Annotated in this window: 25 protein-coding genes; 10 read left to right on the top strand and 15 right to left on the bottom strand. The window is 64.0% G+C overall.

The features are described 5' to 3' along the window. Positions 1-32: 32 nt before the first annotated feature. The 5 genes from XB14_RS30800 to sdhC all read right to left on the bottom strand — a co-directional run bounded on the left by XB14_RS30800 (position 33) and on the right by sdhC (position 4320). The gene (locus XB14_RS30800; protein WP_077968104.1) at positions 33-581 is read right to left on the bottom strand and encodes a protease inhibitor Inh/omp19 family protein; all 549 of its coding nucleotides are present in this window, start codon (positions 579-581) and stop codon (positions 33-35) included. 300 nt (positions 582-881) lie between these two features. After that, the gene (locus tag XB14_RS30805) at positions 882-1661 is read right to left on the bottom strand and encodes a succinate dehydrogenase iron-sulfur subunit (protein WP_077968105.1); all 780 of its coding nucleotides are present in this window, start codon (positions 1659-1661) and stop codon (positions 882-884) included. Between the two features lie 18 nt (positions 1662-1679). Then, positions 1680-3521, bottom strand: a complete 1842-nt coding sequence (gene sdhA, locus XB14_RS30810) for a succinate dehydrogenase flavoprotein subunit (protein ID WP_077968106.1) — start codon at positions 3519-3521, stop codon at positions 1680-1682. Positions 3522-3528: 7 nt separating this feature from the next. Beyond that, positions 3529-3909, bottom strand: coding sequence for a succinate dehydrogenase, hydrophobic membrane anchor protein (gene sdhD, locus XB14_RS30815; RefSeq protein WP_077968107.1), 381 nt, complete (start codon positions 3907-3909; stop codon positions 3529-3531). 18 nt (positions 3910-3927) lie between these two features. After that, on the bottom strand, positions 3928-4320 hold the full coding sequence (gene sdhC / locus XB14_RS30820) for a succinate dehydrogenase, cytochrome b556 subunit (RefSeq protein ID WP_077968108.1): 393 nt from the start codon (positions 4318-4320) through the stop codon (positions 3928-3930). Between the two features lie 305 nt (positions 4321-4625). Here sdhC and XB14_RS30825 point away from each other — a divergent pair, with 305 nt between their 5' ends. Further along, complete coding sequence (locus tag XB14_RS30825) at positions 4626-5435, top strand: hypothetical protein (protein WP_077968113.1); 810 nt, start codon at positions 4626-4628, stop codon at positions 5433-5435. Positions 5436-5505: 70 nt separating this feature from the next. Here the strand turns inward: XB14_RS30825 and XB14_RS30830 are convergent, their stop codons facing one another. Genes XB14_RS30830 through tsaD form a run of 5 tightly spaced genes read right to left on the bottom strand, consistent with a single transcriptional unit; the run spans position 5506 to position 9122 of the window. Beyond that, complete coding sequence (locus XB14_RS30830; protein WP_077968116.1) at positions 5506-6165, bottom strand: class I SAM-dependent methyltransferase; 660 nt, start codon at positions 6163-6165, stop codon at positions 5506-5508. Positions 6166-6214: 49 nt separating this feature from the next. Next, positions 6215-6646: an EVE domain-containing protein gene (locus tag XB14_RS30835; protein WP_034802584.1), complete on the bottom strand. Its 432-nt coding sequence runs from the start codon at positions 6644-6646 to the stop codon at positions 6215-6217. A 7-nt stretch (positions 6647-6653) separates the two neighbouring features. Further along, entirely contained in the window at positions 6654-6947 is a 294-nt protein-coding gene (locus XB14_RS30840; protein ID WP_077968117.1) for a YciI-like protein, read from the bottom strand. Between the two features lie 56 nt (positions 6948-7003). Next, entirely contained in the window at positions 7004-8005 is a 1002-nt protein-coding gene (locus tag XB14_RS30845) for an NAD(P)H-dependent glycerol-3-phosphate dehydrogenase (protein WP_077968122.1), read from the bottom strand. 22 nt (positions 8006-8027) lie between these two features. Further along, positions 8028-9122, bottom strand: a complete 1095-nt coding sequence (gene tsaD / locus XB14_RS30850; RefSeq protein WP_077968123.1) for a tRNA (adenosine(37)-N6)-threonylcarbamoyltransferase complex transferase subunit TsaD — start codon at positions 9120-9122, stop codon at positions 8028-8030. Positions 9123-9196: 74 nt separating this feature from the next. On the opposite strand from tsaD, the gene hemC reads away from it, so the two are divergent. The 6 genes from hemC to XB14_RS30880 all read left to right on the top strand — a co-directional run bounded on the left by hemC (position 9197) and on the right by XB14_RS30880 (position 15132). Beyond that, positions 9197-10126 (top strand): hydroxymethylbilane synthase, encoded by a 930-nt coding sequence (hemC, locus tag XB14_RS30855; protein ID WP_077968124.1) that lies wholly within the window; start codon positions 9197-9199, stop codon positions 10124-10126. Between the two features lie 3 nt (positions 10127-10129). Then, a complete protein-coding gene (locus tag XB14_RS30860) occupies positions 10130-10843 on the top strand; it encodes a uroporphyrinogen-III synthase (protein WP_077968125.1) in 714 nt (237 codons plus the stop codon). Positions 10844-10945: 102 nt separating this feature from the next. Further along, positions 10946-12220: a COG4223 family protein gene (locus XB14_RS30865; RefSeq protein ID WP_077968132.1), complete on the top strand. Its 1275-nt coding sequence runs from the start codon at positions 10946-10948 to the stop codon at positions 12218-12220. Positions 12221-12231: 11 nt separating this feature from the next. Then, on the top strand, positions 12232-13881 hold the full coding sequence (locus XB14_RS30870) for a heme biosynthesis protein HemY (RefSeq protein WP_077968133.1): 1650 nt from the start codon (positions 12232-12234) through the stop codon (positions 13879-13881). Positions 13882-13907: 26 nt separating this feature from the next. Beyond that, positions 13908-14390, top strand: a complete 483-nt coding sequence (locus XB14_RS30875; RefSeq protein WP_077968134.1) for a TerB family tellurite resistance protein — start codon at positions 13908-13910, stop codon at positions 14388-14390. 1 nt (position 14391) lies between these two features. After that, positions 14392-15132, top strand: a complete 741-nt coding sequence (locus tag XB14_RS30880; protein ID WP_419178651.1) for a glutamine amidotransferase — start codon at positions 14392-14394, stop codon at positions 15130-15132. A gap of 22 nt (positions 15133-15154) precedes the next feature. On the opposite strand, the gene XB14_RS30885 is transcribed toward XB14_RS30880, so the two are convergent. Continuing rightward, on the bottom strand, positions 15155-16396 hold the full coding sequence (locus tag XB14_RS30885; RefSeq protein ID WP_077968135.1) for an MFS transporter: 1242 nt from the start codon (positions 16394-16396) through the stop codon (positions 15155-15157). A 237-nt stretch (positions 16397-16633) separates the two neighbouring features. Here XB14_RS30885 and XB14_RS30890 point away from each other — a divergent pair, with 237 nt between their 5' ends. Further along, positions 16634-16927: a YggT family protein gene (locus XB14_RS30890; RefSeq protein WP_089044330.1), complete on the top strand. Its 294-nt coding sequence runs from the start codon at positions 16634-16636 to the stop codon at positions 16925-16927. A 21-nt stretch (positions 16928-16948) separates the two neighbouring features. Continuing rightward, on the top strand, positions 16949-17266 hold the full coding sequence (locus XB14_RS30895) for a DUF167 domain-containing protein (protein ID WP_077968136.1): 318 nt from the start codon (positions 16949-16951) through the stop codon (positions 17264-17266). A gap of 3 nt (positions 17267-17269) precedes the next feature. On the opposite strand, the gene ppa is transcribed toward XB14_RS30895, so the two are convergent. Then, on the bottom strand, positions 17270-17803 hold the full coding sequence (gene ppa / locus XB14_RS30900; RefSeq protein ID WP_077968138.1) for an inorganic diphosphatase: 534 nt from the start codon (positions 17801-17803) through the stop codon (positions 17270-17272). A 160-nt stretch (positions 17804-17963) separates the two neighbouring features. Here ppa and XB14_RS30905 point away from each other — a divergent pair, with 160 nt between their 5' ends. Then, on the top strand, positions 17964-18563 hold the full coding sequence (locus tag XB14_RS30905; RefSeq protein WP_077968145.1) for a hypothetical protein: 600 nt from the start codon (positions 17964-17966) through the stop codon (positions 18561-18563). 38 nt (positions 18564-18601) lie between these two features. Here XB14_RS30905 and XB14_RS30910 read toward each other — a convergent pair whose 3' ends face one another. From XB14_RS30910 to XB14_RS30920, 3 genes are all read right to left on the bottom strand, one after another. Further along, a complete protein-coding gene (locus XB14_RS30910; protein WP_077968147.1) occupies positions 18602-19108 on the bottom strand; it encodes a GNAT family N-acetyltransferase in 507 nt (168 codons plus the stop codon). Positions 19109-19316: 208 nt separating this feature from the next. Further along, entirely contained in the window at positions 19317-21143 is a 1827-nt protein-coding gene (typA, locus tag XB14_RS30915; RefSeq protein WP_077968149.1) for a translational GTPase TypA, read from the bottom strand. A gap of 201 nt (positions 21144-21344) precedes the next feature. Then, positions 21345-22910 carry an alkaline phosphatase D family protein gene (locus XB14_RS30920; protein WP_077968151.1) on the bottom strand — a complete coding sequence of 522 codons (1566 nt, stop codon included), beginning with the start codon at positions 22908-22910 and terminating at the stop codon, positions 21345-21347. Positions 22911-23146 lie beyond the last annotated feature (236 nt).

A 23146-nucleotide genomic window follows, 5' to 3' on the forward strand; every position in this document is an offset into this window, starting at 1 on the left:
AAAGCCCGGCACGAGACCGGGCTGGAGAAGCGTCAGCGGCTGAGGCTGACCGGTTGGCCGCCATTGGTCGAGCCGTCGAAACGGGCGTCGGCCGTCTTGTAGAGGCGGGCAATGGCATTGCCGCTGCGGTCCTTGAGGACCACCTGCTTGCCGGCCACTTCCCAAGAGCCCATGGTCGTCAGCTCGCCGGCGCAACCGCGGGTGCCGCCGCGCGAGCCGGAGCCGAGATTGGTGAGCGTCAGGAACATGTCGCAGGAGCTGCCGGCGCTGGAGACGCGCCAGTTGCCGACCATCGCTTCCTTGGTGACGTCAAGTCCGCCGCCCGCAGCTGCAGCGACCTGCGTGCCGGCCTGCTGGGCAGCATCGCCGGCGACCGCCGTGCCGCTCGCCGGTGCAGCCGGGAATTGTGAGGTGTTTCCGCTCGGCGCCGGAAGCTGGTTCGACGATACCGAAGGGACCGGTGCGGCCTGGATGGGAGCGGGAGAGGCGTCCTGGGAGCTGAAACCGCCCATCGACGTCCGTTGGCATCCGGTCAGCGCAAGCACAACCGCCAGCCCCGCCGCCGCATGAATTACCCGCATATCCCTACTCCTGTTCGTGTCCGCGAACCATGATGCAACGCGATAATATAGGCCGAAATACAGCAAATCCACCTGACAAATCAAGGGACGACGATTCCTTGCGACCTGTTGCAGGATTGAAACGTCCGGAGGACCGGATCGCGCGCCACGTCCTCGACCCGGTTCATCGCCGCGCTGCCGACGACCAGTCCCCTTCGTATCGCCACAATCACGAATTGTCCGCCACCCGACAAAAGCCTCGAACGGAAAACGGCGAGCCATGGCCCGCCGTCTCCTGAATTCTGCTTCCGACCTGATCGATCAGACGCGGCGCTCGACCAGCATCTTCTTGATCTCGCCGATCGCCTTGGCCGGGTTCAGGCCCTTCGGACAGGCCTGGGCGCAGTTCATGATCGTGTGGCAGCGATAGAGGCGGAAGGGATCCTCGAGGTTGTCGAGGCGCTCGCCGGTCGCTTCGTCGCGGCTGTCGATCAGCCAGCGATAGGCCTGCAAGAGCACGGCTGGGCCGAGGTAACGGTCGCCGTTCCACCAATAGCTCGGACAGGAGGTCGAGCAGCAGGCGCACAGGATGCACTCGTAGAGGCCGTCGAGCTTGAGGCGGTCCTCGTGGCTCTGCTTCCATTCCTTGGCCGGCGTCGGCGATACCGTCTTCAGCCAGGGCTCGATCGAGCGGTGCTGGGCGTAGAAGTTGGTGAGGTCGGGAACCAGGTCCTTGACGACCGGCATGTGCGGCAGCGGATAAACCTTCACCGTGCCCTTCACCTCGTCCATGCCCTTGGTGCAGGCAAGCGTGTTGGTGCCGTCGATGTTCATGGCGCAGGAGCCGCAGATGCCTTCGCGGCAGGAGCGGCGCAAGGTCAGCGTCGGGTCGATCTTGTTCTTGATGTAGAGCAGACCGTCGAGCACCATCGGACCGCAATCGTCGACATCGATGTAGAAGGTGTCGATGCGCGGATTGGCGCCGTCATCCGGGTTCCAGCGATAGATGCGGTATTCGCGAACGTTGGTCGCGCCGGCAGGCTTCGGCCAGACCTTGCCTTCCGTCATCTGCGAGTTCTTGGGGAGAGCGAGTTCAACCATGTGGCTTGTTCCTCAAGATCAGTAGACGCGGGCCTTCGGCTCGATCTTCTTGGGATCGATGCCGTCGGCGATCAGGTCGGTATGGACGGGGCGGTAGTCGAGCTTGACGTCGCCGGCCTCGTTGACCCAGGCGAGCGTGTGCTTGCGCCAGTTGACGTCGTCGCGGCCGCCGAGCGGGCCCTCGGTGAAGTCCTCGCGGGCGTGCGAGCCACGGCTCTCCTTGCGCGCTTCGGCGCCGTAGATCGTCGTGATGGCGTTGGCCATGAGGTTTTCGAGTTCCAGCGTCTCGACGAGGTCGGAGTTCCAGATCATCGAGCGGTCGGTGACCTTGATGTCGGGCATCTCTTTCCAGATCGCCGAAATGCGCTTGCAGCCCGATTCCAGCGATTCCTGGGTGCGGAACACGGCGGCGTCTTCCTGCATGGCACGCTGCATCTTTTCGCGCAGCACCGCCGTCGGCGTCGAGCCATTGGCGTTCCGCAGGCGGTCGAAGCGGTCCATGATGCGGTCGCAGGCGGCCTTGTTGAGTTCCGGCACCGCCTCGTTGCGGTCGATCACCTGGCCGGCGCGGATGGCGGCGGCGCGGCCGAAGACCACGAGGTCGATCAGCGAATTGGAGCCGAGACGGTTGGCGCCGTGCACCGAGGCGCAGCCGGCTTCGCCGACAGCCATCAGGCCGGGCGCGATGCGCTCCGGGTTCTGGGCATCGGCGTTCAGGACTTCACCCCAGTAGTTGGTCGGCACGCCGCCCATGTTGTAGTGAACCGTCGGCAGAACCGGGATCGGCTCGCGCGTCACGTCGACGCCGGCGAAGATCTTCGCCGATTCCGAGATACCCGGCAGGCGCTCGTGCAGAACCGCCGGATCCAGATGGTCGAGGTGCAGGAAGATGTGGTCCTTGTTCTTGCCGACGCCGCGGCCTTCGCGGATTTCCATCGTCATGCAGCGCGAGACGACGTCGCGCGAGGCAAGGTCCTTGGCGGACGGCGCATAGCGCTCCATGAAGCGCTCGCCTTCGGAGTTGACGAGATAGCCGCCTTCGCCGCGTGCGCCTTCGGTGATCAGGCAACCCGCGCCGTAGATGCCGGTCGGGTGAAACTGGACGAACTCCATGTCCTGCAGCGGCAGGCCGGCGCGTGCGATCATGCCGCCGCCGTCGCCGGTGCAGGTGTGCGCCGAGGTCGCCGAGAAATAGGCGCGGCCGTAGCCGCCCGTCGCCAGCACCACCATCTTGGCGGAGAAGCGATGGATCGTGCCGTCGTCGAGGTTCCAGGCGACGACGCCGGTGCAGCGGCCGTCGTCCGACATGATCAGGTCGAGCGCAAAATACTCGATGAAGAACTCGGCGTTGTTCTTGAGAGACTGGCCATAGAGCGTGTGCAGGATGGCGTGGCCGGTCCGGTCGGCGGCCGCACAGGTGCGCTGCACCGGCGGCCCTTCGCCGTAGTTCTGCATGTGGCCGCCGAAGGGCCGCTGGTAGATCTTGCCTTCGGCGTTGCGCGAGAACGGCACGCCATAGTGCTCGAGCTCATAGACCGCCTTCGGCGCTTCCATGGCGAGATACTGCATGGCGTCGACGTCGCCGAGCCAGTCGGAACCCTTGACGGTGTCGTAGAGGTGCCACTGCCAGCTGTCCGGCGTCATGTTCTGCAGCGAGGCGGCGATGCCGCCCTGGGCGGCAACCGTGTGCGAGCGCGTCGGGAAGACCTTGGTGATGCAGGCGGTCTTCAGCCCCTGCTCGGCCATGCCGAGGGTGGCACGCAGACCGGCACCGCCGGCGCCGACGACGACGACGTCGAAGGCGTGATCGACATATTGATAGGCCTTGCCGTTTGCAGCGGGTGAACTGTTCGATGCCATGGCGAAATTACCCTGCAAAAGCGATCTTCAGGATGGCGAAGAGACAGAGCCCGCCAACTGCGATCGTGAAAAATGTATTGAGCATGAGAAGGAGGATCTTCATGCCTTCGCCATGCACGTAGTCTTCGATGATCACCTGCATGCCAAGCCGCATGTGGATGAGACCCGAGAGCACGACGAGCGCCATGACGACCGCGACGAAGGGGTTCGCAAGTGCTGCAAGCACGTCCGCATAGGGGGCGCCGGCGTAGCGAACGAGGAAAATGACGAAGAAGATCAGCAGCGGAACGTTGGCGACGGCCGTCAGGCGCTGGCGCCAGAAATGGTCCGTGCCTTCCTTGGCCGAGCCAAGACCGCGAACCTTGCCGAGAGGAGTGCGCATATCCATGGGTGTCAGTCCTCTCAGTTAGCGGACGAGATAGCCGACCACCCAGATCAGCAGCGTCAGCGCCACCGAACCGATGATCGTCGCCTTGGCCATCCTGGTGGCGAAGTGCTTCTCGTAGCCGTAGCCAAGGTCCCACATGAAGTGGCGCAAGCCGCCGAGCATGTGGTGCACCAGCGCCCAGGTATAGCCGAACAGCACCAGCTTGCCGATCAGCGTGCCGAACAGCCAGCTGACCCAGTCGTAATAGGCAGCCCCCGACGCGGCGGCGATCAGCCACCAGGCAACGAGAATGGTCCCGAAGTAGAGCGCGCCGCCGGTGATGCGGTGCACAATGGACATGACCATCGTCGGGATCGGCTTATAGATTTGAAGATGCGGCGACAGCGGCCGGCTTCTTGTGACATCCGTCATCGGAACCTCACGGAAATGCCCGGATTCACGCCCAGAAAGTAGACGATTTTAGTCCGGTATCGCACCTGATTGTGCGCAATTCAGTCCTTCGGACCTTTAATCACCATAAAGCTTAACGACAAGTGTGTTTGCAGTGCAAAATCAATTTAATCGATTAGACGAAATGCGCCATTTTCCGGCCCGACGGAGACATGTTGGTCCGTTAACGATAGCCGCAGAAAACCAAGCGATTCCGTGACTTTCCGTCGAAATTGGCCCAGAGTGACCTTAACGATTTGTTAAGCGTCATCCGGAGGGCGGACAGAATGATTCTGTTCAGGGCAATCCATGCGACCAAAGTGCTAGCGCTTGCCGGCCTGGTCATCGCCACCAGCTTCATTCCGATGGAAGCCCGGGACCGGGGCGGGCCACCGGAGATGCAGACGCGGACACGCCATATCAGGCTGAACTCCGATCGCCCCTATCCACGCCACGAGTTCGATCGCCAGGGCCATCGCAACGACTGGAACCGCAATCGCGGATCGCGCCGTGACTGGGCGTCCAACGGCGGGCCGCCGGAACTCAAGACGCGTGTCCGGCACAATCGCCTGCCGCGCCCCTACCCCGGCCCCTATGCCGGACAGTGGGAGCATCGGGGCGGATGGGTCCGCGACCGGACCGGCCGGGACCACTGGACATCCGACGCCCGCAGGCATCATGGCCGCCCCGGCATCTATGACGTGCCGCCGCAGGCCGATACCCGCACCCGGCATGTTCGCCTGCCGCAATACCGGACATATCCCGAGCGTTGGGGCAATGGCGGCGGATGGATGCGCGATCGGTCCGGGCGCGAGATCTGGACATCGAGCGGCCGTGACTATCGCCCGAACTACTATGGCGGAGATGAGTATCCGGACATCATTCCAGGCATCGGCACCTATGTCGGTGGCATTTCAGCCTATGTCGATGTTGGCAACGGCATCTACTTCAGCCAGGAAGGCGATTACGGCTATGCGGATGAGGCAGACTTTGCGCCGCCGCCGGAAGCAAAACGCGCCAAGATCATCGACGTTACGCCACAAACGATGAACAGCGCCTGCACTTACGAACACGGCGTTTGCGTGATCCGGCGATAATCGCGGCAATGCAGCACAAATCAGTCCGTGGCGCCGGTGATCGCGGGGACCGTCGGCAGCACCAGCGCTGTCAATTGCGTGGGTCGGTCCCGAAGCGCCAGACGGTGGTGCGCTTGACCTCGCTGTCCTCCAGCGCCCGGGTGACGGGGACCTCGTAGGTGGCAAGCGCCGTCATCATCTCACGCGGGCAATAGGAGCGGCCGGGATCGCCGACGATCACCGTTGCACCGCTCGCTGCGCGCTCCGAAAACCACGGCTTCAACCGGTCGGCAAAAGCCTTGTCGTAGAAGACGTCCCCGGCGAGATAGACATCGACCTCAAGATCGCGGCCCGTCACGTCCTCGCCCGTATAGGCAAGCGTGACGCCGTTGATTGCGGCGTTGAGGCGGACCGCCGTTTCCGCCCAGGGATCGATGTCGGCGGCAAGCGCCGAAGCCGCTCCCGCCTTCATCGCCGCGATCGCCACGAGACCCGAACCGGAGGCGAAGTCGAGGACGCGCCGGCCGCGCACCGTCTCCGGATGGTCGAGGATGTAGCGGGCAAGCCCCTGCCCGCCGGCCCACGCAAAGGCCCAGAATGGCGGCGGCAGGCCGATCTCCTGCAATTCCTCCTCGGTCTTCAGCCAGAGATCATGCGCCTCGGTCGCCAGGTGGAGCCGGATCTCCGGCACGTGCGGCGGCGACATGACGTCGGTATTTTCGAGGATGAAGCTTTCCGGATCGGTCTTCACAAAACTCTCCGCGCCTGCCCAAAGGTCTCGGCCAGGCGGCAAATCAAGACTAGCGCGGCGGATTGTCGAGCCCGCCCATGCGGCAGACCTCGAGCCATTCGTCCTCGGTCACCGGCTGTACCGACAGGCGCATGGAGGTGACAAGCGACATCTTGGCGAGCTTCGGATTGTCCTTGATCTCCTTCAACGTCACCGGGCGCGGCATGTCGGCCACCGCACGGATGTCGACGCAGTCCCAGCGCGCGTCGCCTTCGGCGGTCGAATCCGGGTGCGAAAGCGCGCAGACCTCGGCGATCCCGACGATCTCAAGCCCCTCGTTCGAGTGGTAGAAGAAACCCTTGTCGCCGATCTGCATCGCCCGCATGTTGTTGCGCGCCTGATAGTTGCGCACGCCGGTCCATTCGGTGCCCTTGGCGCCTGCGTCCTTCTGCATCTGCCAGGACCACTTGAACGGTTCGGATTTGTAGAGCCAATGAGCCATTTTGGTCTCAAGCCTCCGGATTGTTGAAGACCCAGTTGAAGGCCTTGATCTCGACATTGGAAAAGAGCCCGGCCTTGGCATAGGGATCGGCTTCGGCGATCGCACGCGCCTCGTCGATCGTCTCGGCCTTGACGATCACCAGGCTGCCGGTCGGCTTGCCGTCGTCGCCGAGGAACGGGCCGGCCATTTTCAGAATGCCCTTGGCATTCAGATCATTGAGATAGGCCACGTGATCGGGGCGGGTATCGAGCCGAAGCTGCAGCGCGCCTGATTTGTCGGTGCAGTGAAGTGCGAAGAGCATGCTTCCTCCTTGAGTTTTCGTCTGGCGCGGGATGCGGGCGGAAACCGCCGCCCCGTTCATTCCTGGGTGATCGGGCGGGTCATCAACTGTTCGAGCGCGGTGCGGACATCGAGCTTGCCGTCGATGATCGCCGCCACCGCTTCGGTGATCGGCATTTCGACGCCAAGATCATGGGCGACGCGGGCGGCGACCGATGCCGCGAACGCGCCTTCGACCAACTCGCCCTTGCGTCCGCTGGCGCGACCATCCTTGCCGAGCGCGATGCCGAAACGCAGGTTGCGCGACTGGTGGCTGGTGGCCGTCAACACCAGATCGCCAAGGCCGGAGAGACCGCGCACCGTATCCGCCTCGCCGCCTTCCGCGGCAATGAAGCGCGACATTTCGGCAAGACCGCGCGAAATCAGAGCCGCACGGGCGCTGTCGCCAAGCCCCGCCCCCTCGACGATGCCGCAGGCGATCGCCAACACGTTCTTGAGCGCGCCGCCAAGCTGCACGCCGATGCGATCTTCAGACGGATAGAGGCGGAAGGTCGGGCCCGAGAGCACCTCGGCCAGCATCGTCGCCGTCTCAGCATCGGCCGCGGCGACCACCATCGCGGTCGGCAGGCCCTTGGCGATGTCGGCAGCGAAGCCCGGACCGGAGAGCACACCGATCGCATGGCCGGGCAGTTCCTCCGCCAGCACGTCGGTCAGGAGACGGCCGGTCGCCTGCTCCATGCCCTTGGCACAGGTGACGATCGTGGCGGCGGCATTGATATGAGGACCATACTGCCGCGCCGCATCCCTATGCGCCTGCGACGGCATGACGAAGAGCACGACCTCGGCATCGGCAAGAACCGAGACATCGGCCGTATGTTTCAGCGCCGGCGGCAGGTCGATGCCCGGCAGGGCATCCTCGTTGCGCCCGGTATCGCGGCAGGCTTCGGCAATCTCGGGACGACGGGCAAGCAGCGTCACGTCACTGCCTTCGGCCGAGGCGGCAACCGCGGCGAGCGCGGTGCCGAAGGCGCCAGCGCCAACCACGACGATTTTCGGCCCGATCTTGGAGGTGTCGTTCATTCTCTACCCGTATGCTCTCTTGTCACGCCTTGGCGCCGCGTTTGCCGGAACCGAGCAACGCCTGCGCCTGGGCATCGAGCGGCCAGCGCGAGCGCGGCGCCACATCCAGGCCGTCGGCCGCCATGCCCGCGGCCAGCCGTTCGGCGCCGGCCCAGGCGATCATCGCCGCGTTGTCGGTGCAGAGCGACAGGGGCGGCGCAATGAAGTCGAAACCGGATTGCGCGCAGAGCGTCTGCAACGTCGACCGCAGCACCTGGTTGGCGGCGACACCACCGGCAACCACCAGCGCGGGGCGCGCGACACTGCCATGCTCGGCCTTGAAGCGCTTCAGGCCGCGGCCAACGCGATCCTTGAGCGTGCGCGAGATCGCGCGCTGGAACGAGGCGCAGATATCGGCGATGTCCTGCTCCGTTACCGGTTCCAGCGACTGCGCCGCCTGGCGCACCGCCGTCTTCAGGCCGGAGAAAGAGAAATCGAGCCTGGCGTCGCCGACAAGCGGGCGCGGAAAATCGAAACGCTGCGGATCGCCGGCAAGTGCTGCCCGCTCGACCGCTGGGCCACCCGGATAGGGAAGGCCGAGCAGCTTTGCCGTCTTGTCGAAGGCCTCGCCGAGCGCATCGTCGATCGTCGTGCCCCAGCGTTCGTATTCGCCGACGCCCTTGACGAGGATCAACTGCGTGTGGCCGCCCGAAACGAGCAGCATCAGATAGGGAAAGGAGAGCCCGTCGGTCAGCCGCGCGGTCAGCGCATGGCCTTCGAGATGGTTGACGGCATAGAGCGGCTTGCCGGTTGCGCGCGCGATCGCCTTGCCGGTCATCAGCCCGACGATCAGGCCGCCGATCAGACCGGGACCACTTGTCGCAGCAATGGCATCGATGTCGGAAAGCGTGACGCCGGCGCGCAACAGCGCCTCCTCGATCAGCGTGTCGAGCGCCTCCACATGAGCGCGCGCCGCGATCTCCGGAACCACGCCGCCATAGGCGCTGTGCTCTTCCAGCTGGCTTAAGACCACGTCGCCGAGGATATGGCCCTTGCCGTCGGAATCGCGCAAAATGACGGAAGCGGCGGTTTCGTCGCAGCTTGTTTCTATGCCGAGGATGCGCAGGGGCGGAGACATCAGGAACTACTCAAAGATTGCGGTCGCACCGAAAGGTGGGTACACGGAACTCCGGTAACAATGGATAGCCTTTGATGCAAACAAAACCTTTCCGGATCGGCACGCGCGGCAGCCCGCTGGCGCTCGCTCAAGCCCATGAAACGCGCGATCGCCTCGCAGCGGCGCATGGTCTGGCGCCGGAAATGTTCGAGGTCGTCATCCTCTCGACCAAGGGCGACCGGATCACCGACCGCTCGCTCGCCGAGATCGGCGGCAAGGGCCTGTTCACCGAAGAGATCGAACAGCAATTGCTGTCGGGCGAACTCGATTTCGCCGTGCATTCGTCCAAGGACATGCCGACGAAACTGCCGGACGGCCTCTGTCTTTCCGCCTTCCTGCCGCGCGAGGACATTCGCGATGCCTTCATCGGCCGGACGGCAAAAAAACTGATGGAACTGCCTGAGGGCGTGACCGTCGGCTCGTCGTCGCTGCGCCGCCAGGCGCTGATCCGCCGGCTGCGTCCGGATATCAATGTCATCACCTATCGCGGCCAGGTGGAGACCCGGCTTCGAAAGCTCGCCGAAGGCCAGGTCGATGCGACGCTGCTTGCCTATGCCGGGCTGAAGCGGCTCGGCATGACCGACGTTCCGACCGAACTTCTCGACCCCCAGGATTTCCCGCCGGCCCCCGCGCAAGGGGCGATCTGCATCGAGAGCCGGATCGGAGACCGCCGCATCAACGACCTGCTCGCTGCGATCGACGATGCGCGCACCCACGAGGCTGTCGCCTGCGAGCGCGGATTCCTGGCGACGCTCGACGGCTCGTGCCGCACGCCGATCGCCGGTCTCGCCACCTCGGACGGCACCCATCTCAGCTTCTCCGGCATGATCCTGACGCCCGACGGCCAGACGCATCATCGTGTCACGATCGACGGCAGGGCCAGCGATGCCGAAGCGCTCGGGCAAAAGGCCGGCGAAGAGATCCGCGCCAAGGCCGGCCCCGGCTTCTTTGCAAGCTGGACCTGAGCCATGCGCGTGCTCGTCACCCGGCCGCTTCCCGCCGCCGAGGCGACCGCACGCCGGCTGGAGGCCGCCGGCCACCGGCCGATCCTGCTGCCATTGATGCAGGCGACCCATCTCACTGCCGCCGCCATTGCCGCGCTTGATCAGCCGCATGCGGCCATCGTTCTGACCAGTGCCGAGGCCGTCAGAGTGCTCGCCTCGTCCGGTGCAGGCCTGTCACAGCATCTGGCGACCCCGTGCTTCTGCGTCGGCGCCGCGACGGCACAGGCGGCAGCCGCGCTTGGGTTCACCGATCTGCGCATAGCGGCCGGAACCGGGGAATCCCTGGCCGAACTGATCGGCGCGACCCGCGACACGCTGCCGCCGCTTCCCCGCCTCTATCTGGCGGGAACGCCGCGCTCCGAAGGGCTGGAAAAAGGCCTGAGACATCAAGGCATCGCGCATCGAACGGTCGAATGCTACCGCATGGAGCCGATCGCCCATGCGCGCGCCGCGATCGAAGATCTGCGTCGGAGCGGCCGTCCCGAAACCGTGCTTTTATACTCGCGGGAGACCGCGCGACAGCTTGTTCGCCTCCTGGCCGAAGCCGGCATCGACGCCGCTTCCTTTTCGCCGCGCTACCTGTGCCTCAGCCCCGTGGTTGCGGAGGCGTTGCCAGGCGACGTCGTGGCGGAGACGGCCGCAAGGCCCGATGAAGACAGCCTTATCAGCCTTCTCTAACGTCGAATTCATCCAAAAACGGAACGGAGGGGCTTTCCCTCACCGTTCCGGCTGACTAGGTTTGAGGGAAGAGCCGACAGGCACCAACGGTAAGAGGTCACCATGGTATCGGAAAACCCGCCGCGCCGCTCGAAGTCCGAGAAGGAACCGCTGACGATCGACCTCGAAGCGGAAAAAACCGTTGCGGAACCGGCCGAGCCGGAAGCAACAGGCGATAAGGTGGCAGACACTGCGACCGAAAGCGCCACGAAAAACACCGAGGTGGATAATCCGGCAACGGACAGCAGCGATGACAGCGTCGCCGGGTCCCGCCTGGAGGAAGAAATCGAGGAGCAGCGCGCCGATGCGGCCGCCGACGCTGCCGCAGCCGTCTTTGACGAAGAGCCGCCGCACACGGCCCCCGAGCCGGAGCCGGCACCGCCACAAAAACCCGTATCCAGCTCCGGCGCGCTTGCAGCCGGCATCGTCGGCGGCCTCGTGACGCTGCTCGGCTTCGGCGGCCTGCAATATGCCGGTTTCATCCCCGGGCTCGGGCCGGACCGCGGCGTCGAGCAGAACATCTCCGGCGAGCTGCAGGCGCTCCGTGACCAGATCGCGGCCCTGCCTACGCCCGCAGCCGTCGTCGACAACACTGCGCTCGAAGGCCGTATCGCAGCACTCGAACAGTCTCCCTCGCAGCCGGTCGCCAACGGCGCACCGAGTGCCGAGGTCGAGACCCTGAAGGCGGAAATCGACAACCTCACCAAGGAGCTTGCCGGTCTGAAGACGGCGCTTGCCGACGCGCGCCAGGCGGCAACCGCCGAGAAAGCGGAACTCGCCAGCCGCATCGAGACCGCCGAGCAGAAGCTCAACGAGCCGGTCAACGACATCCAGATGGCCAAGGCCGTTGCCGTCACGGCGCTGAAGTCGGCGATCGATCGCGGCGGGCCTTTCCTCGCCGAACTCGACGCGCTGCGCAGCATCGCGCCGGACGAGCAGGCCGTCACGGCTCTGACCCAGGATGCCCAGATCGGGGTGCCGACCCGTACCGATCTGCGCCGCGAATTCCCCAAGACCGCCGACGCCATGCTCGACGCCCTCAACCAGCCCGATCCGAACGAAGGCATTTTCGACCGGCTGGTGTCGAGCGCCATGTCCGGCATCCGCGTGCGTCCCGTGGGCAGCGTCGAAGGTGAAACGCCGGAAGCCGTCATCGCCCGGATCGAGGACAAGCTGAACAACGGCGACCTCAAGGGCGCGGCTCTCGAATGGAATGGCCTGCCCGATGCCGCCAAACCGGCGGGCGAGGCTTTCAAGGCCAGGCTCGACCAGCGCTTGCGTGTCGAAGCCGCGATCGACCAGGCTGTCGCCGCGACGATGGCGAAGTCAGAGGGCTAAGGGAACCAGATATGATCCGCATTCTGATTTTCATCCTGATCGTGCTTGGTCTCGGCCTCGGCTTCGCCTGGCTCGCCGACCGCCCCGGTGAACTCTCTGTCGTCTGGCAGGGCCAGCTGATCGAGATGAGCCTGATGCGCGCCGCATCGCTGCTGATCTCGCTGATCGCCGCGGTGCTGATCGTCGTCTGGCTGCTGCGCACCATCTGGCTCTCGCCGCACACGGTCACCCGCTACTTCCGCGCCCGCAAGCGCGACCGCGGCTACCAGGCGCTTTCGACCGGCCTGATCGCCGCCGGCGCCGGCGACGCCAATCTTGCCCGCAAGATGACCGCCCGCACCCGTGGGCTGATCAGCGCCGACCAGGAACCGCTGATCCACCTGCTCGAAGCCCAGACCGCGCTGATCGAAGGAAAATACGATGACGCCCGCCGCAAGTTCGAGCTGATGGCCGACGATCCGGAGACGCGTGAACTCGGACTTCGCGGCCTCTATCTCGAAGCCAAGCGCCTCGGCGCCCACGAAGCCGCCCGGCAATATGCCGAGCGTGCCGCCGAAAAGGCGCCGCATCTTCCGTGGGCAGCCCTTGCGACGCTCGACAGCCAGAGCCAGGCGGGACAATGGGACGATGCGCTGCGTCTGCTCGACCAGAGCCGCGTCGCCCACGTGGTCGACCGCAAGGAAGCCGACCGCAAGAAGGCCGTGTTGTTGACCGCGCGCGCAATGACCAAGCTCGAGAGCGACGTGAAGGGCGCCCGGGACGATGCGCTTTCCGCGCTGAAGCTCGACGAGCATCTGGTGCCGGCGGCGCTGACGGCCGCCAAGGCGTTGTTTCGCGAAGACAACCTGCGCAAGGGCACCTCGATCCTCGAGAAGAACTGGAAGCAGGAACCGCATCCTGATGTGGCGCGGCTCTACGTGCGCGCCCGCGGCGGCGACACCGCCGTCGACCGGCTGAAACGGGCACGCAAACTCGAAGCCTTGAGGCCCAACAATGCCGTGGCGATGGCTGCCGTCGCCGAAGCCGCACTCGAAGCGCGTGAACTGCTTCTCGCCCGCACCAAAGCGGAGGCTGCTGCGAGACTCGATCCGACCGAGAGCATCTTCCTGCTGCTCGCCGACATCGAAGAGGCCGATACCGGCGACGAGGGCCGCATCCGTCACTGGATGGCACAGGCGCTGAAGAGCCCGCGCGATCCGGCCTGGACCGCCGATGGCGTGACGTCGCCGACCTGGCTGCCGGTCTCGCCGGTCAGCGGCCGGCTCGACGCATTCGAATGGAAAGCACCGCCGCATACGCTTTCGGCCACCGTCGACCACGACCAATCGAACGCCGACGAGGCAATCCGCAGCCTGCCGGCCGTGGTGGAGACGCATGTGCACGAGCCCACACCCGCGGGCCGCCGCAGCGAGGCGCCCGTCATCCTGGAGGCCGAGCGCGAGGAGCCGCCTCCGCAACCCCAGCCGATCAAGGTCACCGAGCGCAAGGCGCCTGAGCCGCTCGCCGACAAGCCCCCGGTCAACAAGGCGGAGAAGGAAGAGGTTGCGAACGGCGAGCATATGCCCGATCCCTTCTTCGGCCGGCCGCCGGATGACCCCGGCGTGCGCGATCCGGCCGGCAGCGAGAAGGCGCCGGAAAAGACGAGCTTTCGATTGTTCTGAGTTCTCAAGGGGCTGTGGCAAAATACATGTTTGAACGCTTACGGACGTTTCTCGATGGCCTGACCGGCCCGGCGAAGCGGATAGAGCACGGCGATCCGCGCGTGGCCGTCATCGCCCTCTGTTTCCAGGTGATGGAGGCCGATGGCCGGATTCTGGCGTCCGAGCGACGCAAGATGCGCTCGGTCATCAAAGAGCACTACAAACTAGACGACGCCTCGCTTGCCGCACTGATCGAGGCCGGCGAGACTGCCGAAAGCGAAGCGATCGACTTCTATCAGTTCACCGCCGAGCTCAAGCGCCACCTCTCCGAGGAGCAACGCATCGAACTTGTCGGTATGCTCTGGGATATCGTCTATGCCGACGGCGAGCGCAGCGAGATGGAAGATCACGTGATCTGGCGCATCGCCGATCTGCTTGCAGTTTCCGGTCGCGACCGGGTGCTGCAGCGCCAGGAGGCGGCGGCCCGAAGCGACAGGGTCGAGGAAGCCGAGCCACAACAGGAAAGCTGAAATGCCGATGCCCGACGACAGCGCCCGAAAGCCCGTCCTGATCATCCTGCATCAGGAGCGGTCGAGCGCCGGCCGCGTCGGCCAAATTCTCGAACAGAAGGGGTTCACGCTCGACATCCGTCGCCCGGCCCTTGGCGACATTCTTCCGGAGACGCTGGAACGGCATAGCGGCACGATCGTATTCGGCGGTCCGATGAGCGCCAACGACGAGGAAGAGTTCGTCCGCCGTGAGATCGACTGGCTGTCCGTGCCTCTCAAGGAAAACAAGCCCTATCTCGGCATCTGCCTCGGCGCGCAGATGCTGGCGCGCAACCTCGGCGGCTCCGTGGCACCACATCACGAGGGCATGACCGAAATCGGCTGGTACCCGCTGGTTCCGACCGAAGCAGGCAAGGCGCTGATGGACTGGCCGGCCATGGTCTATCATTTCCACCGCGAGGGCTTCGACCTGCCTTCCGGCGCCGAGCTGCTCGCAACCGGAGACACCTATCCGAACCAGGCCTTCCGCTACGGTGACAACGCCTGGGGCATCCAGTTCCACGGCGAACTCACCCGGGCCATGATGCACCGCTGGGTCGTCCACGGCGCCCACCGCTTCGAGCTGCCGGGCGCACAGATCGGCAAGGCCCATCTCGACGGCCGCATGCAGCACGACGGACCGCTGCGCACCTGGATGGAAAACTTCCTGGAATTGATCTTCCTGCGGAACGAGCGGCCGGGAGCAACGGCGGAAGGCGTGTAGCGCGTCTGGAGCCGCGCGCTTCTCACTTGTGGTGGTCAGGCACGTCGAGCGTGTCGATCTTGCGCAGTTGCGGGAAGCCGAGCGCCCAAAGCCCTGAGACCAGCAGCGTGCCCATGCCGCCGAAGACGACGGCAAAGACCGCGCCGAAGCCCGACGCCATCATGCCGGCGCGGAACTCGCCAAGCTCGTTCGACGCACCGACGAAGACCATGTTGACGGCATTGACCCGGCCGCGCAACTCGTCCGGCGTCCAGAGCGTGATCAGCGTCTCGCGCACATAGACCGAGATCATGTCGGCAGCGCCCATGATGACGAGGGCCACGATCGAGATCCAGGGCGTCGCCGAAAGGCCGAAGGCCACCGTGCCGAGGCCGAAGAGCGCCACGCCTGAGAACATGTAGAAACCGGCGCGATGGCGGATCGGATGCGCCGCCAGCCAGACGGCCATGCTGACGGCACCGATGCCGGGCGCAGCGCGCAAGAAACCGAGACCCCAGGGACCGAGATCGAGGATATCCCGGGCAAAGACCGGCATCAGCGCCACCGCGCCGCCGAGCAACACGGCAAAGAGATCGAGCGATATCGCGCCCAGAACCACCTTCTCGGCCTTGATGTAGCGGAAGCCGGCGGTGATCGTCTCCCAGCTCTGGGCAGAGGCCTGCGTGCGCGTCGCCGGCTTCGGAATGGCGAAGACCATCAGCGCGGAGGCAAGGAAGAAGCAGAGGCCGATGGCATAGGGAAACACGGCGCCAAGCGCATAGATGAGTCCGCCTGCAACCGGCCCGACGATCATCGCCGTCTGCCAGGAGGTGGAGTTCCAGGCGATCGCATTGGGCAGATCCTCAGGCGGCACGAGGTTCGGAGCCAGTGATTGCGACGCCGGCGCGAGAAAGGCGCGCTCGATGCCGAAGACGACGAGGATCGCATAGACCGGCCAGGGCGAGAACAGTCCGGTGACCGTCAGCATCAGCAGCGCCGCCGCGCAAAGCGTGCTGACGACCATGCAGATGCCCATGATCATGCGCCGGTTGTAGCGGTCGGCGGCAGCACCGGTAACGAGGATCAGCACCAGCGACGGCAGGAACTGGAAGAGACCGATCAGGCCGAGATCGAAGGGATCGCGCGTCAGATCATAGATCTGCCAGCCGACGGCGACAGAAATGATCTGGATCGCGAAATAGGCGAGGAAGCGCGAGAAGAAGTAGCGACGATAACCGACATGCCGAAAGGCGGCAAAACGATGCGAGGCATGAACGGCGGACATGCGGAAGTCGCTCCTGAAGCGGGTCGCACAAAACTGCGCGGCGGTTTTGCGATAACGACAAGTGAAACGTCAAAATTCAAGAGGCAGGCAGCGCATCTGAAGGATCGCGAAGCGCTTTCGTCGGCACCGATTGTCGAGCGGCCACACGTTAAACATGATCGCGCCCGATAAACCGGCGTACTTGCTCGTTTAGGTCTCAATGTCTACATGTCTGTCAATAACGATTTGGAGACCGGCATGCTTGCTGTTATCGGCACCTTGAACTTCATCATCAACATCGCGTGGTTTCTGGTCATCGCGTCGGCCATCTTTTCCTGGCTCTACGCGTTCAATGTCATCAACGTGAACAACCAGGCGATCAACATGATCGGCCGCTCGCTTTACCAGCTGACCGAGCCGCTCTACCGCCCGATCCGCCGGATCCTGCCCGACATGGGCGGCGTCGACCTTTCGCCGCTGGTCGTGCTTGTGATCCTCTATTTCATCCAGCTTTTCCTGAACACGACGATCGCGCCGGCCTTGCTGGGCTGACGATGGCCAGCCAGGTGCAGGGTGCGTAGCACGGCCTTCACCGGCCACGGCGACCATGTTCGCCTGACGGTGCGGCTGACGCCAAACGGCGGCCGCGATGCCATTGACGGACCGGAAACGGCAGCCGATGGCGAAGAATATCTGAAAGTGCGCGTCCGCGCCGTCCCGGAGAAAGGCAAGGCCAACCAGGCGCTGATTGCCTTTCTTGCCAAGACGCTCGGGCTCGCCAAGACCAGGCTCTCCCTCAACTCGGGCGAAACACAGCGCAAAAAAATCCTCCGGATCGAGGGCGACCCGGAGGATTTGATGAGGCGTCTTGCCGAACTGGCCGGCAGGTAAAGCTTACTTGGCGCCCTTGGCGCGCTCGACGGCTTCCTTGATCAGCTGGCGGGCGGTGGAAGCATCCTTCCAGCCAAAAATCTTCACCCACTTGCCGGGCTCCAGATCCTTGTAGTGCTCGAAGAAGTGCTCGATCTGCTTCAGCGTGATTTCCGGCAGGTCGGTGTATTCGTGAACCTTGTCGTAGCGCTGCGTCAGGTGGCCCGACGGAACGGCGATGATCTTCTCGTCCTGGCCGGAATTGTCTTCCATCATCATGACGCCGATCGGGCGCACATTGATGACGCAGCCCGGAACGAGCGGACGGGTGTTGCAGATCAGAACGTCGATCGGATCGCCATCGTCCGAAAGCGTGTGCGGCACGAAGCCGTAGTTCCCCGGATAATGCATCGGCGTGTAGAGGAAACGGTCGACGACGAGCGTGCCGGCTTCCTTGTCCATCTCGTACTTGATCGGATGGCCGCCGACGGGAACTTCAACGATCACGTTGACATCTTCTGGTGGATTCTTTCCGATGGAAATCGCGTCGATACGCATGGATCTACTCCAGGGTCGGTTTGAGAAGTTTGCCCGTCGGATAAAGGGAAACATGCCGCGATGCAACATAACTTTCGTTCGTAGCGCAGATTCAACCGGTCGTTTTGTGCTTGCCGGACGACCTCCTCAGGTCCCCCAAACGCGTTCGAGGGAGTTCACGATGAACGGAAGGGTTGCATGCCTCGCTGTGGTCCTGTTGCTGGCCGGACCGGCCACGGCCAATGAGAGCGTCTACACCGACATCGGGCGCGACAAGTGCAAGACGATCGCGGAAGAGGAGGGCATGTATGCGCTGATGACCTGCCCCGGTCACGCGGACTATCCTGTTCGGTTCAAGGAGGCCGACATCCGCCAGAGCGTCTCCTTCGGACACCTGAACCAGCGCTATGCCGACGATGCCTTTGAGAGTTTCATCCCGTTCAACCATGCCGGCACGACGGTGGAATGGCGGGTTGCCAAGGATGGCAAGGCCCTAGCGACGATCCTGCGCTGGTTCATCGAGAACACGGACGCCTCCGGCGCTTCGGTTCCTGCACTTCAGGGGCAGGTGCTCGTCATTTCCAAGGTGGCCGAGAAGGATGACGGCAAGGGCTGCGTCGCCGGCTATGTCGATGCGCTTGCCAATCCCGATCCGAATACGCTGGCCCGCAAGGTCGCCGACGCGGTGGCACCGACGTTCCGCTGCGGCGTCGACCAGCCAGCCTATCACGGCGCGCGCGGCGACAAGGCGGCCGAACCCAACAACCAACTGCCGGAATAAGTTTCCGATTTCAGAGTTTTGCCCGCAAGGTTAGGGCATCAGTTCCAGGCGAAGCCGACCTTCTTCAGGTGCCTGTCGCCGAAATCTTCCATGCCTTCGGCGATATCGGTGCCGCCGGCGCCCTGGAAGAACTGGTAGGCATGTTCGCTGTCTTCGAGGCACCAGACGACGAGGCCGCGGCAGCCGAGCGAGCGCAGCAAGCTCTTGGCTTCGCCGAAGAGAATGCGCCCGAGACCGATGCCCTGATACTCCGGCCGGAGATAGATCTCGTAGATCTCGCCTTCCTGCGGCAGCGCCTTGGCGCGGCTGAGGCCGAGCGTTGCATAACCGGCAATGGTGCCGGCGACGTCGACGACGAGCAGCGTTGCAGGACCGCGCGTCGCCTTGCGCCACCAGGTCTCGTCACGGCGATTGACCATCTGAACGAGCGGACGGTGGGGAATGAGACCGCCATAGGCCTGCAGCCAGGAAACGCGGTGCACATCGGCAATTGCCGACGCCTCCTGCGGCTCTCCCGGCCGAATCTCTATCGAAACAGTCTTCATGACTCGCGACTCTAAACACACACAAGGCGAACAGGAATCCCGCCCGGTTGCCGGCTCGCGTTAACCCACAGGCAACTTTAACGGCACCCAATGGAAGGTTAACGCCTTTTTAACTTTATCCGCAAGTCGCCCATCGGTGGCACACACAGCAAAAAACCCCGGATCGCTCCGGGGTTTTTAGAAAGTCTTGGGATCGCTTGAGGATCGATCAGGCGGCGCCGGCGGTGCGGGCCTTTTCGAAGCGCTTGCGGTCGTTCGGGTCGAGGTGCAGCTTGCGCAGACGGATCGACTTCGGCGTTACTTCGACCAGCTCGTCGTCCTGGATCCACGACAGAGCGCGCTCCAGCGTCATGCGGATCGGCGGCGTCAGGCGAACGGCTTCGTCCTTGCCGGCTGCGCGCATGTTGGTGAGCTTCTTGCCCTTGAGAACGTTCACTTCGAGATCGTTGTCGCGGGTGTGGATACCGATGATCATGCCGGCATAGACCTTCTCGCCGGCGTCGATGATCATCGGGCCGCGGTCTTCGAGGTTGAACATCGCGTAAGCCACCGATTCACCGGCGTCGTTCGACAGGAGAACGCCGTTGACGCGACCACCGATCTCGCCCTTGTAGGGCTGGTAGGCGTGGAACAGGCGGTTCATGATCGCCGTGCCGCGGGTGTCGGTCAGAAGTTCCGACTGGTAGCCGATGAGGCCGCGGGTCGGCGCGAAGAACACCAGACGGACGCGGTTGCCGCCCGACGGACGCAGCTCGACCATTTCGGCCTTGCGCTCCGACATCTTCTGCACGACGACGCCGGAATGCTCCTCGTCGACGTCGATGACCACTTCTTCGATCGGCTCCAGGAGCTGACCGTTGTCATCCTTGTGCATGACGACGCGCGGACGCGAGACGGCAAGTTCGAAGCCTTCACGGCGCATGGTTTCGATGAGAACCGCAAGCTGCAGTTCGCCGCGACCGGAGACGAAGAACGAATCCTTTTCGGAGGATTCCTCGATCTTCAGCGCAACGTTGCCTTCCGCTTCCTTGAACAGGCGGTCGCGGATGACGCGGCTCGTAACCTTGTCGCCTTCGGTGCCGGCAAGCGGCGAGTCATTGACGATGAAGGACATGGTGACGGTCGGCGGGTCGATCGGCTGCGCGGTCAGCGCTTCGGCAACCGACGGGTCGCAGAAGGTGTCGGCGACGGTGCCCTTGGTGAGACCGGCGATCGCGACGATGTCGCCCGCATGCGCTTCTTCGATCGGCTGACGCTCGATGCCGCGGAAAGCGAGGATCTTCGAGATGCGGCCATTTTCGAGCAGCTTGCCGTCCTGGCCCAGAACCTTGACGGCCTGGTTCGGCTTCAACGTACCCGAATGGACGCGGCCGGTGATGATGCGGCCGAGGAAGGGGTTGGCTTCGAGGATCGTGCCGATCATGCGGAACGGGCCGTCGGCAACCGTCGGCTCCGGCACATGCTTCAGGACGAGGTCGAGCAGCGGCGCCATGCCCTGGTCCTTCGGACCTTCCGGGTTGACGTTCATCCAGCCGTCGCGGCCCGAACCGTAGAGGATCGGGAAATCGAGCTGCTCGTCGGAAGCGTCGAGGTTGGCGAAGAGGTCGAAGACTTCGTTGATGACTTCTTCGTGGCGGCCGTCCGGGCGGTCGATCTTGTTGATCGCGACGATCGGCTTCAGGCCGACCTTCAGCGCCTTGCCGACGACGAACTTCGTCTGCGGCATCGGGCCTTCGGAAGCGTCGACGAGAACGATGGCACCGTCCACCATCGACAGGATGCGCTCGACTTCACCGCCGAAGTCGGCGTGGCCGGGGGTGTCGACGATGTTGATGCGCACGCCCTTCCACTCGACCGAAGTCGCCTTGGCGAGGATGGTGATGCCGCGTTCTTTTTCGATATCGTTGGAGTCCATGACGCGTTCGGCAACGCGCTGGTTTTCGCGGAACGAGCCCGACTGCTTCAGGAGCTCGTCAACAAGGGTCGTTTTCCCATGGTCGACGTGCGCGATAATCGCGATGTTACGAATGCTCATTTTTCGTCTCGGAAGGTTCAGGGCAAGCCCCGATGGGCCACGCCGCTTTTTCAATGGTCGCGCTCATACAGGTTTTTTTGCGATTGCGAAAGGGGGGCGCGCGCATGAGCGTCGTGGTCAAATGCCGGTAGGCCATGGGTTTGCACTCGCCGGGGGTCTCGCGAACAGGGTTTCGAAACCTGCCGGCCGGGGCGAGATTCGTCATGCAATCGCGGCCGGATCGAGCGTCACGCGCCACAGTTCCTGGTCCTGCCGATCCATCAATCGCACCGTCATCTGCTGGGTCTGACCGTTGATATCGACGATGCCGAAAAACTGCAGACCGGCCGATGGCGGCAGGTTCTGGTCGATGCCGCCGCCGGACGCCTTGATGAAGCGAACCTCGGGCCCGAAGGTCATGTCGAGCTCCTTCGGCCCATAGGTTCCGGAATGGAGCGGCCCCGACACGAACTCCCAGAACGGCGTGAACTCCTTGAAGGCGGCACGCGTGGGATCATAGTGATGGGCGGCGGTATAGTGGACGTCCGCGGTCAGCCAGACGAGGTTGTCGATGCCGTTGTCGCGAATGAAGCGCAAGAGGTCGGCAAACTCGCGTTCGCGCCCCGTGGGCGGACCGTTGTCGCCATTGGCGATCGCATCCGACCCGCGCCGGTTGGTGTAATCGTCCCAGACGACGAGCCCAACAGGCATGTCGCAGGCGATCACCTTCCAAACCGCGCGCGAGGCGGCAAGCTCGCGCTTCAGCCAGTCGACCTGCCGCCAGCCGAACAGCGCGCCGCCGCCATCCTCGCTTTGGTTGGCGCCACGATAGGATCTGAGATCGACGAAGAACACGTCGAGCAACGGGCCGTAGCCGACCTTGCGGAAGATGCGGCCGGGTTGCGTTGCCGGCATGCGGATCGGCGTCATCTCGTTGAACGCCCGCGCGGAGCGCTCGGCGTAGACGGCGACATCCTTTTCCGGATAACGCCCGTCGTCACGCAGGTCGGTCGAGGCCGACCAGTTGTTCAGAACCTCGTGGTCGTCCCATTGATAGAATGTGGGGCAGACGGCATTCAGCTGCCGGACATGGTCGTCGAGCAGATTGTATTTCCATTGCCCGCGATATTCCTCCAGCGTGCGCGCCACGTCGCGCTTCTCATGCGTCACCACCCGGTTCTTCCAGACGCCGCCATCGCGCAGCTTGATTTCGTCGGGGATCGGGTTGTCGGCATAGATCGTGTCACCGGAATGAATGAAGAAGTCCGGCTCGTGCTGCCGCATCGTCGAATAGGTCTTCATGCCGACATCATCGATGCCCCAGCCCTGTCCGGCCGTGTCGCCGGACCAGACGAAGCGGATCGAGCGCTTGCGTAAGGGGGCGGTGCGAAACCGGCCGGTGACCGGCTCCGAGACGCGGTTGACGTCGTAGAGATCCGTGGCGGTGAAGCGGTAGAAGATATCCTGGTCGGGCAGCAGACCGTCGAGTGAACACTTGACCGCACAATCCGTCTGCGGCGTCGCCGTCAGATCGGCAAGACGAAGAGGATTGGAGAAACTCTCGGTGGTCGAATACTCGACCGACACCCTCGACGGACGATCCACCCGCGTCCAGATCATGCCGGAGGACGTATCGACATCGCCGGACTGAACGCCATGAATGAATTCCGGCCGACCGTAGCCCCTTGCATAAAAGGGTGTCGCAAGACCGGATGAGGCCACGAAGCCCGCGGCACCGGCGGAAAAGAGGAAAGAACGCCTTGAAAGCGTCTTGAAGATATCGGCCAAACAGACCTCCGAATCGGCAGCGCGACCGCGCGTGCCGGACCTTTGGTCATCCGGGTGTCAGCGACGTAACAGGGCCATGAAACTATTTGAACGGTTTGGCGACAGTTCGATGAAGGTCGGGGCCAGCCCGACGACGATGGAGCGATGGCAATCGCCGCCAATGCTGCTATCAAAGGCGATGCGTGTTGGCCTCGGTGAATCCGGGCAACGACCCCGCCTCCTGCCGCCGATGGCGG

Source organism: Ensifer adhaerens (assembly GCF_002007205.1).
GTDB lineage: Bacteria > Pseudomonadota > Alphaproteobacteria > Rhizobiales > Rhizobiaceae > Ensifer > Ensifer adhaerens_D.

Excerpts from the sequence above, each read along its gene's own strand:
- XB14_RS30800 (WP_077968104.1), bottom strand. The coding sequence starts at position 581 with ATGCGGGTAATTCATGCGGCGGCGGGGCTGGCGGTTGTGCTTGCGCTG.
- XB14_RS30805 (WP_077968105.1), bottom strand. The coding sequence starts at position 1,661 with ATGGTTGAACTCGCTCTCCCCAAGAACTCGCAGATGACGGAAGGCAAG.
- sdhA (WP_077968106.1), bottom strand. The coding sequence starts at position 3,521 with ATGGCATCGAACAGTTCACCCGCTGCAAACGGCAAGGCCTATCAATAT.
- sdhD (WP_077968107.1), bottom strand. The coding sequence starts at position 3,909 with ATGGATATGCGCACTCCTCTCGGCAAGGTTCGCGGTCTTGGCTCGGCC.
- sdhC (WP_077968108.1), bottom strand. The coding sequence starts at position 4,320 with ATGACGGATGTCACAAGAAGCCGGCCGCTGTCGCCGCATCTTCAAATC.
- XB14_RS30825 (WP_077968113.1), top strand. The coding sequence starts at position 4,626 with ATGATTCTGTTCAGGGCAATCCATGCGACCAAAGTGCTAGCGCTTGCC.
- XB14_RS30835 (WP_034802584.1), bottom strand. The coding sequence starts at position 6,646 with ATGGCTCATTGGCTCTACAAATCCGAACCGTTCAAGTGGTCCTGGCAG.
- XB14_RS30840 (WP_077968117.1), bottom strand. The coding sequence starts at position 6,947 with ATGCTCTTCGCACTTCACTGCACCGACAAATCAGGCGCGCTGCAGCTT.
- XB14_RS30845 (WP_077968122.1), bottom strand. The coding sequence starts at position 8,005 with ATGAACGACACCTCCAAGATCGGGCCGAAAATCGTCGTGGTTGGCGCT.
- tsaD (WP_077968123.1), bottom strand. The coding sequence starts at position 9,122 with ATGTCTCCGCCCCTGCGCATCCTCGGCATAGAAACAAGCTGCGACGAA.
- hemC (WP_077968124.1), top strand. The coding sequence starts at position 9,197 with ATGCAAACAAAACCTTTCCGGATCGGCACGCGCGGCAGCCCGCTGGCG.
- XB14_RS30860 (WP_077968125.1), top strand. The coding sequence starts at position 10,130 with ATGCGCGTGCTCGTCACCCGGCCGCTTCCCGCCGCCGAGGCGACCGCA.
- XB14_RS30865 (WP_077968132.1), top strand. The coding sequence starts at position 10,946 with ATGGTATCGGAAAACCCGCCGCGCCGCTCGAAGTCCGAGAAGGAACCG.
- XB14_RS30870 (WP_077968133.1), top strand. The coding sequence starts at position 12,232 with ATGATCCGCATTCTGATTTTCATCCTGATCGTGCTTGGTCTCGGCCTC.
- XB14_RS30875 (WP_077968134.1), top strand. The coding sequence starts at position 13,908 with ATGTTTGAACGCTTACGGACGTTTCTCGATGGCCTGACCGGCCCGGCG.
- XB14_RS30880 (WP_419178651.1), top strand. The coding sequence starts at position 14,392 with ATGCCGATGCCCGACGACAGCGCCCGAAAGCCCGTCCTGATCATCCTG.
- XB14_RS30885 (WP_077968135.1), bottom strand. The coding sequence starts at position 16,396 with ATGTCCGCCGTTCATGCCTCGCATCGTTTTGCCGCCTTTCGGCATGTC.
- XB14_RS30890 (WP_089044330.1), top strand. The coding sequence starts at position 16,634 with ATGCTTGCTGTTATCGGCACCTTGAACTTCATCATCAACATCGCGTGG.
- ppa (WP_077968138.1), bottom strand. The coding sequence starts at position 17,803 with ATGCGTATCGACGCGATTTCCATCGGAAAGAATCCACCAGAAGATGTC.
- XB14_RS30905 (WP_077968145.1), top strand. The coding sequence starts at position 17,964 with ATGAACGGAAGGGTTGCATGCCTCGCTGTGGTCCTGTTGCTGGCCGGA.
- XB14_RS30910 (WP_077968147.1), bottom strand. The coding sequence starts at position 19,108 with ATGAAGACTGTTTCGATAGAGATTCGGCCGGGAGAGCCGCAGGAGGCG.
- typA (WP_077968149.1), bottom strand. The coding sequence starts at position 21,143 with ATGAGCATTCGTAACATCGCGATTATCGCGCACGTCGACCATGGGAAA.